We start from the raw sequence: 13,368 nt of genomic DNA, 5'->3' as shown, positions 1-13,368 counted from the left end.
CTTGGTACACGATTTTCGCGCGTTCTTGGTTCTTTTCTGTGGACCAGGGCAGGGGCATTTATGGTGGAGACAAGGGCCGGGCATCGATCATCAAGGAGCAGGACAATGACCAAGCGTCTCGACTACGACCGTATCGCGCCGGCAGGCGTGAAAGCGTTGGGGGGCGTGTACGGCTATATCATGCAGAGCGATCTTCCAGCGGGATTGATCAACCTCGTCTATCTGCGCGTATCCCAGATCAACAACTGCGCATATTGCCTCGACATGCATATGCGCGATCTGCTCAAGAGCGGGGTGAAGATCGAAAAGCTCGCGCTGCTGCAGGCGTGGGCGGAAGCCGGCAATCTGTTCGACGCGCGCGAGCGCGCCGCCCTCGCATGGGCCGAAACGGTAACCCGCGTCGCAGATACCGGCGTGCCGGATCAGGCCTATGAAGCTGCGCGCGCGGTCTTCGAGGAGCGCGAGCTCGTCGACCTCACCATCGCGATCGGTCTGATGAACACGTATAATCGCATGGCGATCAGCTTCCGTAGAACGCCGCAGGCCGCCATCGAGAAGGCCGCCTGAGGGCCACGAACGGCATCGACCGTAACAGATGCAAAGCAGGAGGTTGAAGATGACGAGCTTGATTTCCGGCGTCAGAATTCCCGACAGCAAGCTGGCGCGCGAAGCCACTGAGCTGGTGCGCAGTTACGAAGACGCGATGCTGTTCAACCATTCGGTTCGCGTCTACGTGTTCGGCGCGATGAAGGGGCTGCGTCAGAAGCTGAAGTTCGATGCCGAACTGCTCTATGTCGCGGCGCTGTTTCACGACCTCGGCCTTGTCGATCATTACCATACGGCGACGAAGCGATTTGAGGTCGACGGGGCCGACGCCGCGCGCGAATTCCTCCGGGCGCGCGGCATTGCCGAGCCGCAGGCCGATCTGGTGTGGGAAGCGATCGCATTGCATACCACGCCCGGCATCCCGCAATATATGAGGCCGGAAATCGCCCTGACGAACGCAGGCGTCCTGGTGGATGTCGTGGGCGTTGGGTATGACGACTACACGACGGAGCAGCGCGACCAGGTGATATCAGCGTTTCCGCGCGGCGATTTCAAGAACGAGTTCCTGAAGGTGCAGACCTGTTCAGCCCTGAAGAAACCCCAGACGACGTTCGGGACGGTGAATTTCGACTACATCGAGGATCACGATCCCACCTTCCGCAAGCCCAACGCGTGTACGCGCATCCGCAATACGCCCTGGCAAAGCTGAGCTGCCGCTTTAAGCTACGGGATCCCTGACGGCATCCGAACGGCTTCGGTCATCCGGCGCCAGCGGTGGTGCCGGCCTCGCGGGAGCGTTCTTCAGCAAGGCAGCGTCGCCTGAGGTGTCCTCGACCGGCGCGGCTCCGGCCTCGCGCGCGGCGACGATCCAGATCAGGAAGCCAAGAAGCGCGAGCGCGGCTCCGACGGGACCGGTGGAGGTCCAGCCCAGCCCCTCGCGTATGGCAAGGCCGCCCAGGAACGGGCCGAGCGCATTGGCGGTGTTGAACGCCGAGTGGTTGAGCGCAGCAGCGAGCGCCTGCGCGTCTCCCGCGACGTCCATCAGCCGCGTCTGCAGGACGGCTCCGAGCGAGACGCTGGCGCCGATCGCGAAGACGTCGGCCGCCAGCAGCCAGGGATTGCCGGCGGCGAGCGGAAAGACCAGGAGCGCGGCCGCGGCAAACAGCAGGATGACGCCTGCCGTCGGCATCAGCGCGCGGTCCGCAAAGCGCGGCACGAACAGATTGCCGAGCGTAGCGCCAATGCCGAACACGGCCAGGAAGAACGGAATGACCGCGGGGCTGACCTTGGTGACCTCGATCAGGGTCGTCGCCAGATAAGTGTAGACGGCGAACATGCCGCCGAAGCCGACGGCTCCGATCGCGAGCGTGATCCAGACGCGGCCGCTTCTGAGCGCCGCGAGCTCTCGCCGCGGATCCGATTGGCCGGCCTGGTCGCGCGGCGCGAACAGGGCGCACAGCAGGACCGTGATCAACGCCAGCAACGACACGAGGGCGAAGCTCGCGCGCCAGCCGACCGCCTGGCCGATCAGATTGGCCAAGGGCACGCCGATGATCGTGGCAGAGGTCAGGCCGAGCATCACCTGGCCGATCGCCTGCGAACGGCGGTGTTGCGGAACGAGCGAGGCCGCGACCAGCGCGGCGATGCCGAAATAGGCGCCATGCGGCAATCCCGACAGAAATCGGGCTGCGATCATCCAGCCGAAGCCCGGCGCGAGCGCGGTGAGCGCGTTGCCGAGCGCGAACACGGCCATCAGGGCCAGCAACTGGGTGCGCCGGGCGAACCGCGCGCCAAGCACGGCGATCAGCGGCGCGCCCAGCACCACGCCGAGCGCGTAGGCACTGATCGCGTGCCCCGCGGCCGGCTCGTCGATCCCGAGGTCGGCAGCGAAGAACGGCAGCAAGCTCATCGATGCGAATTCGGTGGTTCCGATCGCAAAGCCACCCATCGCGAGCGAGAACAGGACGATGGCGAGGTGAGGGGGCGCTGAGGCGCGGGGCGAGGTCGCGTGAGGCGAGGTCGTCATGTGTCCTGCATTGGTGGCGTCAACGGGAACCAGCCCAGCGAACGTCGCCACCCCTGCAAGATTTGTCGTCGTACTTAAACCCGCACCAGCCCGCGTCAACATCGGAGGCGCGATGCAAGGCAGGCCGCATATCAGCATCCCGATTTGCGAGTGGCGCTAATCGGCGCGCTTCGACCGGCGAGAGGCTCCCGGTTTCTTCTGCGGAAAATACGGATTCACGGCGCAGCTCGCGGAGCGCCCGACGGCAAGAAACCTGCACTGTTCGAGCGAAGTGTAGCGGCAGTCGAAATAGCCGACCGGGCCGTAGATCTGCATGCAGACGGGATAGCTGGGATCGTAGGTCTGCGCGTGCGCCGGAACGCCCGAGAAGAGCAGGCCGGTGGCGACGAGTGCGGAGCGGGCGCGGCGCATCTCAGCGCGGCGCGTAATAGCCGGGTGAATAGCCCGGTGTCTGGGCGCCCGGACGATTCTGATAGGCGTAGGGATCATCGCTCTGGCCTGCGAAATACGGATTCGCGAGGCAGGTCAGCGCGCGGCCCGACGAGCTCGCCTGACACTGAGCGTAACTGTCGAACGTGCAATTGCTCAGCCCCGGCCATTCGTCGCCGGTCAGGCAGAACGCGTGATGCGTACCGAATGCGCGTGCGGGCGTGCTTGCGCTCAGCGTGAACGCGAATGTGGCGATTGCGAGCGAAAATGTGGCGACAATGGGGAGGGCAATCTGTCTGCGCATCTCAAGCTCCAATCACACAATCGTGCGTGCATCGGGTGTCCAAGCACAGATGCAATATACGTCGTGTAGTCGACATTGGAACTCATGAAAACTCTTGTTTCAAAGGGTTTCCCGCGGGGGCCGCTAAACATCCATTAACGCAGCGTGGGCCTTTGGCTTCAACTGTGGCGTCGCGGTTACAGCAATTCCGTCGATCGCTGATATGACCACCGCACGGCCCGGGGGCCTACTGATGAAACTGGAACGGGATTCAAATGAAGAAGAACTTGTTGCTTGCTGCTGTGAGCCTGGTCGCGCTCAGCGCCGCTGCACCGGCGCTGGCTGCTGATCTCGCGGCTCGGCCGTACACCAAGGCGCCGGCCATGGTCGCCACGATCTACGACTGGAGCGGCTTCTACATCGGCATCAACGGCGGTGGCGGTTCGTCGCACGCGACCTGGGATTTCGTTGGCGTTGGCCGCGAAGGTTCGCACGATGCGACGGGCGGCACGGTCGGTGGCCAGATCGGCTATCGCTGGCAGTCCGGCCAGTGGGTGTTCGGCGTGGAAGGCCAGGGCAACTGGGCCGATTTCTCGGGCGACAACACCAGCGCGCTGTTCGCCACCCGCAACCGCACCAAGATCGATGCGTTCGGTCTGATCACCGGTCAGGTTGGCTACGCTTGGAACAACGTCCTGATCTACGTCAAGGGCGGTGCGGCTGTGGTCAGCAACAAGTACGAAATCTCCAGCACGGCTGGCGCGCTGCTCTCCTCAAGCAGCGACAGCCGCTGGGGTGGCACGGTCGGTGCCGGCCTCGAGTACGGCTTCGCGCCGAACTGGTCGGTTGGCGTCGAGTACAACCACATCTTCCTGTCCGACAAGGACGTGACCTTCGCTGGCTTCGCCGGCTCGGAGCGCATCCGCCAGGACGTCGACATGGGTCTCGTCCGCCTGAACTACAAGTTCGGCGGCCCGCTGATCGGCCGGTACTGAGCAAACGACTGAGACTGATCGCTCTCCTTGGAGCGGTTGTGAAAGCCCCGGCCGTTGGCCGGGGCTTTTTCATCGTTTGAATTCAGCGAGTTAACCATCCCATTTCGAGGTGGCTGAGACGGCTTGACTCTCAAGAACGAAATGAGAACAATGTTCTTCATACGTTCTGGTAATGGAGCAAGCCATGTTCAGGATTTTCGTGGAAGAAGCCGCCGCACTCGCCTCGATCTCGCTGTTCGTCGGGATGATCGCAATCTGGGCGCAGGTGATTCCGCAGCTCTGAGCCGCGGCTGGCCAGACCCCCTTGGTCATGCCCTTGGGGAAAAGCGGGACGACGCGGCCGTTTCGTGGCTCCGGCGTGGACTCTGAAGCGGTGACGCCCCACCATTGTGAGGCGAGTCGGCTGGGTGGACGGAAGATGTCCCCATGATCCCCCTGGAGCCGGCGACCGCTCCATCTCATCTGCAAGAGGCCGTCACGCGACCATGCCGAGCGCCGGATTTGTCCACCTTCACGTTCACTCGGCCTATTCGCTGCTCAAGGGCTCGATCAAGATCGCCAAGCTCGCCGAGCTTGCGAAGAAAGACCACCAGCCCGCACTGGCGCTGACCGACACCGACAACATGTTTGGCGCGCTGGAGTTCTCCGACAAGATGGCGGGCTCCGGCATCCAGCCGATCGTCGGCTGCGAGCTCGCGATCGATTTCGGCGACCAGGATCCCAGTGCGCGCAATGCGCTGCTGCCGTCGCGCGTGGTGCTGCTGGCGGCCCAGGAGCGCGGCTATCGCAGCCTGATGCGGCTGAACTCGCGCGCGTTCCTCGAATCGCCTGACAGCCACGCGCCGTTCATCAAGTTCGATTGGCTCGACGGTGAGACCGAAGGCTTGATCGCACTCACGGGCGGCCCTGACGGGCCGATCTCGCTCGCGCTTGCCAGCGGGCAGGCCGAAATTGCGGCGACGCGCTGCGAGCGTCTCGCAGGCCTGTTCGGCGACCGCCTCTATGTCGAATTGCAGCGCCACAACATCGACAAGGAGCGGCGCGTCGAAAGTGGGCTGATCGACATTGCCTACGCAAAAGGCCTGCCGCTGGTTGCGACCAACGAGCCGTATTTCGCTTCGAACGACGATTACGAGGCGCACGACGCGCTGCTCTGCATCGCCGGCGGGCGGCTGATCGCCGAGACCGATCGCGTTCAGCTCACGCCCGATCACCGCTTCAAGACCCGCGCCGAGATGGCGGTGCTGTTCGCCGACATTCCGGAGGCGCTGGCCTCGACGGTGGAGATCGCCGAGCGCTGCTCGTTCCGCCCGATGACGCGGAAGCCGATCCTGCCATTCTTCACCGTCGGTGCCGCCGCCAGCTCCGACGCCGCGTCGGTCGAGGCGGCCGAGCTGAAGCGCCAGGCGGAGGAGGGGCTCGCCAACCGCCTGCGCGTGCACGGCCTGTCGCAGGGCACCACGGAAGAGGACTACGACAAGCGCCTGGCGTTCGAGCTCGACGTCATCATGCGCATGAAGTACGCGGGCTACTTCCTGATCGTGTCGGACTTCATCAAATGGGCGAAGGGCCAAGGGATTCCGGTCGGACCGGGGCGCGGTTCGGGCGCCGGCTCACTGGTCGCCTGGGCGCTGACCATCACCGACCTCGACCCGATCAAGTTCGGCCTGCTGTTTGAACGCTTCCTCAATCCGGAACGCGTCTCGATGCCGGACTTCGACATCGATTTCTGCCAGGACCGCCGCGGCGAGGTGATCAGGTACGTCCAGGAGCGCTACGGTCGCGACCAGGTCGCGCAGATCATCACCTTCGGTACCCTGCAGGCGCGCGGCGTGCTGCGCGACGTCGGCCGGGTCCTGCAGATGCCCTATGGCCAGGTCGACAAGCTGACCAAGCTGGTGCCGCAGAATCCGGCCGCGCCGGTGACGTTGGCCGCCGCGATCGAGAGCGAGCCGAAGCTTCAGGCGTTCCGCGATGAAGACCCGGTGGTGGCACGCGCCTTCGACATCGCGCAGCGCCTCGAAGGCCTGACCCGCCACGCCTCGACGCACGCGGCCGGCATCGTGATCGGCGATCGCCCCTTGAGCGAACTCGTGCCGATGTACCGCGATCCCAAGTCGGACATGCCGGTAACCCAGTTCAACATGAAATGGGTCGAGCCGGCCGGGCTCGTGAAGTTCGACTTCCTCGGCCTGAAGACGCTGACCGTGCTCGACGTCGCGGTGAAGCTCCTGAAGCCGCGCAACATCGACATCGATCTCGCGACGCTGCCGATCGACGATGCCGAAAGCTACCAGATGCTGGCGCGGGGCGAGGTGGTCGGCGTGTTCCAGGTTGAAAGCCAGGGGATGCGGCGCGCGCTGGTCGACATGCGCCCCGACCGTTTCGAGGACATCATTGCGCTGGTCGCGCTCTATCGCCCGGGCCCGATGGCGAACATCCCGACCTATTGCTCGCGCAAGCACGGCGATGAGGAGCCGGAATATCTGCATCCGGTGCTGGAGCCGATCCTGAAGGAAACCTTCGGCGTCATCATCTACCAGGAACAGGTGATGCAGATCGCGCAGGTGATGTCGGGCTATTCGCTCGGTGACGCCGACCTGCTGCGCCGCGCCATGGGCAAGAAGATCCGCGCCGAGATGGACAAGCAGCGCGACATCTTCGTCGCGGGTGCGGTGAAGAACGGCGTGCCGAAGGGGCAGGCCGAGACCATCTTCGAGCTGCTCGCAAAGTTCGCCGACTACGGCTTCAACAAGAGCCACGCGGCGGCCTACGCGCTGGTGTCCTACCACACCGCCTATATGAAGGCGCATTACCCGGTGGAGTTCATCGCAGCGTCGATGACGCTCGATCTCAACAACACCGACAAGCTCTCCGAATTCCGTTCCGAGGCGCAGCGCCTCGGCATCAAGGTCGAGCCGCCGAACATCAACCGCTCAGGCCCGACTTTCGAGGTCGGCGAGAAGACGATCTATTACGCGCTCGCCGCGCTCAAGGGCGTCGGCATCCAGGCGATCGAGCAGATCATCGAGGAGCGTACCAGGCGCGGGCTGTTCACCTCGCTCGCCGACTTCGCCGCGCGGGTCAATCCGCGCGCAATCAACAAGCGCATCATCGAAAGCCTCGCCGCTGCTGGCGCCTTCGACACGCTGGAGCCGAACAGGGCGCGGGTTTTTGCCGGCGCGGACTCGATCCTGGCCGCCTGCCAGCGTGCGCATCAGGCCGAGACCATCGGCCAGAACGACATGTTCGGCATGTCGGCGGACGCGCCGACCATCATGCTGCCGCAGATCGAGCCCTGGCTGCCGGCCGAGCGGTTGCGCCGCGAATATGACGCTATCGGATTCTTCCTGTCGGGCCATCCGCTCGACGATTACGCGATGGTCCTGAAGCGCCTGCGGGTGCAGAGCTGGGCCGAGTTCTCGCGTGCGGTGAAGACCGGCGCCACCGCCGGCAAGGTCGCGGCCACCGTGGTGTCGCGCATGGAGCGGCGCACCAAGACCGGCAACAAGATGGGCATCATGGGGCTCTCTGATCCCACGGGCCACTTCGAGGCGGTGCTGTTCTCCGAAGGCCTCGCGCAATACCGCGATGTGCTCGAACCGGGCGCCGCCGTGCTGCTCCAGTTGGGCGCGGAATTGCAGGGCGAGGACGTCCGCGCGCGCGTGCTGCATGCCGAGCCGCTCGATGACGCCGCCGCCAAGACACAGAAGGGCCTGCGCATCTTCGTGCGCGACACCAAGCCGCTGGAGTCGATCGCCAAGCGTCTGGCCGGACCCGATATGGCGGCCTCGAACGGCGCCGCGCCAAAAGTCGGCAGTCCCGGCATCGCGCCGCGCTCGAACGGTGACGGAGAGGTCTCGCTGGTGATGATGCTCGACCTCGAGACCGAGGTCGAGATGAAGCTGCCCGGCCGCTTCAAGGTCTCGCCGCAGATCGCCGGCGCGATCAAGGCGGTCGCGGGCGTCGTGGACGTGCAGCAGCTCTAAAGCACGATGAAATCTGGAAGAATCGTCATCGTGCTTGGGATCGGCGTTAGCGTATGATCTCACCACAAACGCGTGCCGCGTTTGTGGTGAGTGAGAATTGCTGCCCTTTTCCGGATCATGCTTTAGCAGCCGATCTCGAATATATGCAGATGGGCGCAGCTCTGTGCGGTCGTTGCGCGTGAGGCGAGCGATCGCTTCGGCTTTGCAACATGGTTCGCGTTGCAGCAATCATCAGTTGCATCATTTATCATTGGTGATTTCTTCACATCGATGCACCTATCATCGCGACGCTTCCATTCGTCCACTGTCCCCGGGGAAACGTCACATGTGCGACAAGTGCTCTGAATCTCTGCATCATGAATCACTGCATCGAGACATCGCGCCATCGCGGCGATCCGCGATGTTGTTTGGCGCCGCTGCATTCGGCATGGCCTTCGCCGGCGGAGCTTTCGCGAGCGGCGCCTTGGCAAAGGAGGCCAAGCAGCCACCCAAGCCGCAGAACGTGTTGTCGCCCGACGCATCGCTGAAGCGGCTGATGGAGGGCAATGCGCGCTACGTCGACGGTGTGGCGCGGCGCCACGATTTCAAGCACGAGCGCGAGGCGTTGGCCGGTGGACAGAATCCGTTCGCGGCGGTTCTGAGCTGCGCCGATTCACGCATCGCGCCGGAATATGCCTTCGACAGCGGCCGCGGGGATCTCTTCGTCTGCCGCGTCGCCGGAAATTTTGCCGGCACCGAAACCATTGCCAGCATGGAATATGCGGTGGCCGTGCTCAACGCACCGCTGATCCTGGTGCTTGGCCATGATGCCTGCGGCGCGGTCGATGCGACGCTGAAGGCAATCAAGGACAACACGTCGCCGCCGGGCCACATTCCCTCGCTGGTCGATGCGATCGCGCCTGCCGCAAAGGCTGCGATGCAGCAGGGCGGGGACGTGCTCAACAAGGCGATCCGGCAGAACGTGATCGACAACGTCGCGAAGCTGAAGGCGGCCGCGCCGATCCTCAATGCGGCCGTGGAGCAGGGCAAGCTGAAGGTCGTCGGCGGCATCTACCGGCTCACCACGGGAACGGTCGATCTGATCGCGCAGGGCTGAGCGCAGCTCGCGCCGCAGCGCGGTCGTGAGGCTGACGCGGGCCTGACGCAGGGGTTTGATGGGGGGGGGGGGGCGCCATGCCGCCGCCTCAATCCGCGCTTTTCGTTCAAGAGCCATTCAGCCGGCCGCACGTCTTATGTACGGTGGCAGCTCAACAACGATAGCGGGCAAGTAAGCCATGCGTGGGACCTACAAGGCCTTCATCTGTTTTCTCTTGCCGATCCTGGCCGTCGCTGCGGCCGCGCCCGATCGGGCGCGCGCGCAGCAGCAGGAAAAGCGCGTCGCGCTCGTGGTCGGCAACGGCGCCTACGCCACGTCGCCGCTGGCGACGACCGCGAACGATGCCGGCCTGATCGCGCAGACGTTGCAATCGGCGGGCTTCGACGTGGTCGGCGCGCGCGACCTCGACGGCGACACGCTGCGCAAGAGTCTTCGCGATTTCATCCAGAAGGCGCAGGCCTCGGGTCCTGGCACCGTCGCGATGATCTATCTTGCCGGCTATGGCGTGCAGCTTGCCGGCGAGAACTATTTCATCCCGGTCGATTCCAACATCACCCGCGACACCGACGTTCCGACCGAAGGCCTGCGCATCAGCGACTACGCGCGCCAGCTCGCTTCCATTCCGCTCAAGGCTAACATCGTCGTGCTCGACGCGGCGCGCGCGCAGCCCTTCATCGAAGGCGGCCAGCCGATCGCGAGCGGGCTGGCGCTGGTCGAGCCCGATCCGAACATGCTGATCGCCTTCAACGCCGCGCCCGGCACGGTCGCGCCGGAAGAGCCCGGCCCGTACGGCATCTACGCGCAATCGCTGGCGGAGATGATCCGTACCGGCGGTCTGCCGCTGGCCGAGGTGTTCGACCGCGTCCGTCTGCGCGTCAACGAGGCCAGCAAGGGCGCGCAGGTGCCCTGGAACGAGGCGAAGATTTCGGCGCCCTTCTCGTTCTTCGAGCGCGGGCCCGATGCGCCGCCGCCGGAGGCCGCGCCCGACCAGGTTGCCGCGATCCGCAACAAGCCGATCCGCGATCTCGGCGTACAGGACGCCTATGCGGCCGCGCTCGAGCGCGACACGCTGCCCGCCTACGAAGAATTTCTCACGGCCTATCCCGGTGACCCGCTGTCGAAGCGTGTGATGGCGATCGTCGCGGCGCGCCGCGAGGCGATCACCTGGCGGCGGACCTACCGGAACGATACACCGGAGGCCTATTGGTCCTATCTGCGCCGCTATCCGCGCGGGCCGCACGCGGCCGATGCGCGTCGGCGTCTGGCGATTCTCACCGCGCCGCCCGAGCCACCGCCGACCTTCGCGATGATCGACTATGACGTGCCGCCCCCGCCGCCGGAGGAGGTGGTCTATGTCGACCGTCCCGTGCTGTACTTCAGCGACCCTGATTTCGGCTTCGCGCCGCCACCGCCGCCGCCTGTCTATTATCTGCCGCCGCCGCCGCCGGATTTCGTCGTGCTCGAGCCACCGCTGCCCGTGGTCGGCCTGTTCGTGCTGCCGCAGCCGATGTTCGTGCCGATCCCGGTGTTCGTCAGGCCGCCGATCTATGTCGCGCCGCCGCCGAACAACATCATCTTCAACAACATCCATAACACCACGGTCATCAACACCGTGATCAACCGGCCGCCCGCCCCGCCCGTGGGAGCGGGAGGAGGGACCGGGCCCGGCAATCTGAGGCCGGCGATTGCCGACCGCGCCAACCCGGTAGCGCCAATGTTGCCGCAAGCCGCTACGCAACGCGCCGCGCTGATCCAGCAGGGCAAGGCGCCGATGCCGCCGAGCGCGACAGTCCAGCCGACGGCGAGGCCAGGGACGCCTCCCGGGACGCCGGCCAATGTCGCGCCGCCGACCGGCACGCCCCCCGCCGCACCGCCGACCAAGCTGCCACAGACCAACACGCTGCCGGTTCCCGGCGCCCAAGGCGGGCCGCCGGCGCCGCCGGCCGGGGCAGGGACGTCGCCAGGCGGCAGGCCCTTGGCGCCGACGGCAAATGCACCCGGCGCGCCCGCGCCGACGCATCCGGGGGCGCCAACCACGGCCGCTCCCGGCACAACGCTGCCGCCCCATCCTGGTGCGCCAACGGCCGGCACTCCGACGACCGTTGCGCCCACCGCGAATCCGGCTGCGCCCGGCCAACCGCCGAAGCCGCCGGTTGCTCAGACCCCGCCCGGCGGCGCGCCCGCTGGCGGCAAGTCTGCAACCCGTGAGCCGGCTGGCGCGCCACCTGCTGCGGGCACGTCGCCCGGCACGCCCTCGGGCGCTGCGGGCAGGCCGGTCACGCCGCCGCCCTCGGCCGCGCGCGAGCCGGTCAAACCGCAGAACTTGCCCGCGACCCCTCCAGCGCAGGCCGCCCGGCCGTCGCCGTCAGCTCCAGCACCGCGGCCGCAGGCCGTGGCGAGGCCGACGCCGCCACCGCCCGCCGCTCGCCCGGCACCGCCGCCGCATGTCGCATCGCCTCCGCCGGCCCGCGCGGCTCCGCCTGTGGCCGTTGCACGGCCGGCGCCTCCGCCAATGGCCCGGCCAGCACCTCCGCCCATGGCGCGGCCCGCGCCGCCACCGCCGGTCGCCCGGCCGGCACCGCCGCCGCCACGGATGGCCGTCGCGCCACCGCCCCCGCCGCGTCCGGCGGCGCCTCCGCCGCGCCCAGCGGCGCCGCCGCCGGCGGCGAAAAAGTGCCCGCCGAACCAGCCCAAGTGCTAGGTCTTTACGGACTGGCGTGGTGATTACGGAAGAGGGGCTTCGGGGGGCGAAAACCGCCCCCGAAAGGCCCTTATTTCCTTGCTTCTGGCCGAAATGGCGCTATATAGCGCCCCATCTCACACGGAAACATGGCTCACAAGGCCGTCCGGTGGCAACCGGGGCGAGAACGCTCCGTTTTGCTCACACGTTTCCGGAGGAACCAACCGGAGAATTGAAACTATGGCGCTACCCGATTTCACCATGCGTCAGCTCCTCGAAGCTGGCGTGCACTTTGGTCACCAGTCTCACCGCTGGAATCCGAAAATGGCACCGTTCATTTTCGGCGCCCGCAACAACATCCACATCGTCGACCTCGCGCAGACCGTGCCGTTGCTGCACACCGCCTTGCAGGCGGTCAGCGACACCGTCGCCAAGGGCGGCCGCATCCTGTTCGTCGGCACCAAGCGCCAGGCGCAGGACGGCGTCGCGGACGCTGCCAAGCGCTGCGCGCAGTATTTCGTCAATTCGCGCTGGCTCGGCGGCACGCTGACCAACTGGAAGACGATCTCGGCCTCGATCAAGCGCCTGCGTCATCTCGATGACGTGCTGTCCGGCGGCGACGCCAGCTCCTACACCAAGAAGGAGCGCCTGACGCTTCAGCGCGAGCGCGACAAGCTCGATCGCTCGCTCGGCGGCATCAAGGACATGGGCGGTCTGCCCGACCTGATCTTCGTGATCGACACCAACAAGGAAGACATCGCGATCCAGGAAGCCCAGCGGCTCAACATCCCGGTCGCCGCGATCGTCGACACCAATTCGGATCCCAAGGGCATCACCTATGTGGTCCCGGGCAATGACGACGCCGGCCGTGCGATCGCCCTCTATTGCGACCTGATCGCACGTGCGGCGATCGACGGCATCTCGCGCGCCCAGGGCGATTCGGGTATCGACATCGGCGCCTCGGCTCGTCCGGTCGCCGAAGAGCTGCCGGCCGCTTCCTCGAGCGGCTTCCAGGGCCTTGCCGGTCCGCGCGGCACCGCCGACGACCTCAAGAAGCTCCCGGGCGTGTCGGGCGCGATCGAGAAGAAGTTCAACGACCTCGGCATCTTCCACTTCTGGCAGCTCGCCGAGCTCGATCACGACACCGCACACAAGATCGGCGAAGAAGTCGGTCTGCCGAGCCGTGCGGATGCCTGGGTGGCCAAGGCCAAGGCGCTGACCGCGGAAGCGGAATAGTCAAAAAGAGCGATGGGTTGGCCGGATATAAGTCCGGCCACCATTTCAGTTGACGCGAATTCCTGAGATGGACCGCGGCGGGGCTGTT

The 13,368-nt window shown here is 65.8% G+C and carries 10 protein-coding genes; 7 read left to right on the top strand and 3 right to left on the bottom strand.

The genetic code is table 11. The features are described 5' to 3' along the window. Positions 1-105 precede the first annotated feature (105 nt). Positions 106-567, top strand: coding sequence for a carboxymuconolactone decarboxylase family protein (locus ACKWRH_RS24470; protein WP_445215604.1), 462 nt, complete (start codon positions 106-108; stop codon positions 565-567). 49 nt (positions 568-616) lie between these two features. Further along, positions 617-1,255, top strand: coding sequence for an HD domain-containing protein (locus ACKWRH_RS24465; protein ID WP_445215603.1), 639 nt, complete (start codon positions 617-619; stop codon positions 1,253-1,255). Positions 1,256-1,264: 9 nt separating this feature from the next. Here ACKWRH_RS24465 and ACKWRH_RS24460 read toward each other — a convergent pair whose 3' ends face one another. The 3 genes from ACKWRH_RS24460 to ACKWRH_RS24450 all read right to left on the bottom strand — a co-directional run bounded on the left by ACKWRH_RS24460 (position 1,265) and on the right by ACKWRH_RS24450 (position 3,305). Continuing rightward, positions 1,265-2,572, bottom strand: a complete 1,308-nt coding sequence (locus ACKWRH_RS24460; protein ID WP_445215602.1) for an MFS transporter — start codon at positions 2,570-2,572, stop codon at positions 1,265-1,267. 156 nt (positions 2,573-2,728) lie between these two features. After that, positions 2,729-2,983 (bottom strand): DUF3551 domain-containing protein, encoded by a 255-nt coding sequence (locus ACKWRH_RS24455; protein ID WP_445215601.1) that lies wholly within the window; start codon positions 2,981-2,983, stop codon positions 2,729-2,731. Between the two features lies 1 nt (position 2,984). Next, positions 2,985-3,305: a DUF3551 domain-containing protein gene (locus tag ACKWRH_RS24450; RefSeq protein ID WP_445215600.1), complete on the bottom strand. Its 321-nt coding sequence runs from the start codon at positions 3,303-3,305 to the stop codon at positions 2,985-2,987. A gap of 254 nt (positions 3,306-3,559) precedes the next feature. Here ACKWRH_RS24450 and ACKWRH_RS24445 point away from each other — a divergent pair, with 254 nt between their 5' ends. From ACKWRH_RS24445 to ACKWRH_RS24425, 5 genes are all read left to right on the top strand, one after another. Further along, positions 3,560-4,279, top strand: a complete 720-nt coding sequence (locus ACKWRH_RS24445; protein WP_445215599.1) for an outer membrane protein — start codon at positions 3,560-3,562, stop codon at positions 4,277-4,279. Positions 4,280-4,764: 485 nt separating this feature from the next. After that, positions 4,765-8,268: a DNA polymerase III subunit alpha gene (gene dnaE, locus ACKWRH_RS24440; RefSeq protein WP_445215598.1), complete on the top strand. Its 3,504-nt coding sequence runs from the start codon at positions 4,765-4,767 to the stop codon at positions 8,266-8,268. Positions 8,269-8,593: 325 nt separating this feature from the next. Further along, positions 8,594-9,364: a carbonic anhydrase gene (locus ACKWRH_RS24435; RefSeq protein WP_445215597.1), complete on the top strand. Its 771-nt coding sequence runs from the start codon at positions 8,594-8,596 to the stop codon at positions 9,362-9,364. Between the two features lie 178 nt (positions 9,365-9,542). Next, positions 9,543-12,065: a caspase family protein gene (locus ACKWRH_RS24430; RefSeq protein WP_445215596.1), complete on the top strand. Its 2,523-nt coding sequence runs from the start codon at positions 9,543-9,545 to the stop codon at positions 12,063-12,065. Between the two features lie 219 nt (positions 12,066-12,284). Then, the gene (locus ACKWRH_RS24425) at positions 12,285-13,280 is read left to right on the top strand and encodes a 30S ribosomal protein S2 (protein WP_028151700.1); all 996 of its coding nucleotides are present in this window, start codon (positions 12,285-12,287) and stop codon (positions 13,278-13,280) included. The last annotated feature ends 88 nt before the right edge of the window (positions 13,281-13,368 follow it).

The organism is Bradyrhizobium sp. Pa8 (assembly GCF_052588265.1).
The sequence above is the reverse complement of the archived record's forward strand: the minus strand, read 5'-3'. Positions and strand labels throughout refer to the sequence as shown.

Bases quoted from the DNA above. Each gene is read 5' to 3' on its own strand.
- ACKWRH_RS24465 (WP_445215603.1), top strand. From the start codon at position 617: ATGACGAGCTTGATTTCCGGCGTCAGAATTCCCGACAGCAAGCTGGCG.
- ACKWRH_RS24425 (WP_028151700.1), top strand. From the start codon at position 12,285: ATGGCGCTACCCGATTTCACCATGCGTCAGCTCCTCGAAGCTGGCGTG.
- ACKWRH_RS24460 (WP_445215602.1), bottom strand. From the start codon at position 2,572: ATGACGACCTCGCCTCACGCGACCTCGCCCCGCGCCTCAGCGCCCCCT.
- ACKWRH_RS24430 (WP_445215596.1), top strand. From the start codon at position 9,543: ATGCGTGGGACCTACAAGGCCTTCATCTGTTTTCTCTTGCCGATCCTG.
- ACKWRH_RS24435 (WP_445215597.1), top strand. From the start codon at position 8,594: ATGTGCGACAAGTGCTCTGAATCTCTGCATCATGAATCACTGCATCGA.
- ACKWRH_RS24455 (WP_445215601.1), bottom strand. From the start codon at position 2,983: ATGCGCCGCGCCCGCTCCGCACTCGTCGCCACCGGCCTGCTCTTCTCG.
- ACKWRH_RS24450 (WP_445215600.1), bottom strand. From the start codon at position 3,305: ATGCGCAGACAGATTGCCCTCCCCATTGTCGCCACATTTTCGCTCGCA.
- dnaE (WP_445215598.1), top strand. From the start codon at position 4,765: ATGCCGAGCGCCGGATTTGTCCACCTTCACGTTCACTCGGCCTATTCG.
- ACKWRH_RS24470 (WP_445215604.1), top strand. From the start codon at position 106: ATGACCAAGCGTCTCGACTACGACCGTATCGCGCCGGCAGGCGTGAAA.
- ACKWRH_RS24445 (WP_445215599.1), top strand. From the start codon at position 3,560: ATGAAGAAGAACTTGTTGCTTGCTGCTGTGAGCCTGGTCGCGCTCAGC.